Origin of the sequence: Kribbella sp. NPDC051936, assembly GCF_040680955.1 — a bacterium.
Taxonomy (GTDB): domain Bacteria; phylum Actinomycetota; class Actinomycetes; order Propionibacteriales; family Kribbellaceae; genus Kribbella.
The window spans coordinates 2708-4098 of sequence record NZ_JBFAXS010000020.1 but is presented as its reverse complement, the minus strand read 5'-3'; the positions used below and the strand labels follow the sequence as shown (position 1 = coordinate 4098).

Annotated in this window: 1 rRNA gene (cut by a window edge); it reads left to right on the top strand. The window is 57.7% G+C overall.

Features of this window, described 5'->3' with window-relative positions:
• Nucleotides 1–1391: ribosomal RNA gene (locus tag AB0L64_RS40935) — 16S ribosomal RNA — on the top strand; its annotated part runs 262 nt beyond the window's last position; the annotation flags it as partial.

Genomic DNA, 1391 nt, shown 5'->3' with positions numbered 1-1391 from the left:
AATGGTTTTGTTTCTGATTCAAAGGATCGCTTTTCGATTGTCGGCTCTCCAGCTTTGCTGGTTTGTCATATTTTTCAACGGAGAGTTTGATCCTGGCTCAGGACGAACGCTGGCGGCGTGCTTAACACATGCAAGTCGAGCGGTAAGGCCCCTTCGGGGGTACACGAGCGGCGAACGGGTGAGTAACACGTGAGCAACCTACCCTCAACTTTGGGATAAGCCTCGGAAACGGGGTCTAATACCGGATAATACTGACCGTCTCATGGTGGTTGGTTGAAAGTTCTGGCGGTTGGGGATGGGCTCGCGGCCTATCAGCTTGTTGGTGGGGTAATGGCCTACCAAGGCGTCGACGGGTAGCCGGCCTGAGAGGGCGACCGGCCACACTGGGACTGAGACACGGCCCAGACTCCTACGGGAGGCAGCAGTGGGGAATATTGCGCAATGGACGAAAGTCTGACGCAGCAACGCCGCGTGAGGGATGACGGCCTTCGGGTTGTAAACCTCTTTCAGCAGGGACGAAGCGAGAGTGACGGTACCTGCAGAAGAAGGACCGGCCAACTACGTGCCAGCAGCCGCGGTAATACGTAGGGTCCGAGCGTTGTCCGGAATTATTGGGCGTAAAGGGCTCGTAGGCGGTTCGTCACGTCGGGAGTGAAAACTCGGGGCTTAACCCCGAGCCTGCTTCCGATACGGGCAGACTAGAGGTAGGCAGGGGAGAGCGGAACTCCTGGTGTAGCGGTGGAATGCGCAGATATCAGGAAGAACACCGGTGGCGAAGGCGGCTCTCTGGGCCTTACCTGACGCTGAGGAGCGAAAGCGTGGGTAGCGAACAGGATTAGATACCCTGGTAGTCCACGCCGTAAACGTTGGGCGCTAGGTGTGGGGGACATTCCACGTCCTCCGTGCCGCAGCTAACGCATTAAGCGCCCCGCCTGGGGAGTACGGCCGCAAGGCTAAAACTCAAAGGAATTGACGGGGGCCCGCACAAGCGGCGGAGCATGCGGATTAATTCGATGCAACGCGAAGAACCTTACCTGGGTTTGACATATAGGGAAATCCTCCAGAGATGGGGGGTCCGTAAGGGTCCTATACAGGTGGTGCATGGCTGTCGTCAGCTCGTGTCGTGAGATGTTGGGTTAAGTCCCGCAACGAGCGCAACCCTCGTCCTATGTTGCCAGCACGCCCTTCGGGGTGGTGGGGACTCATAGGAGACTGCCGGGGTCAACTCGGAGGAAGGTGGGGATGACGTCAAGTCATCATGCCCCTTATGTCCAGGGCTTCACGCATGCTACAATGGCCGGTACAAAGGGCTGCGAAACTGTAAGGTGGAGCGAATCCCAAAAAGCCGGTCTCAGTTCGGATTGGGGTCTGCAACTCGACCCCATGAAGTC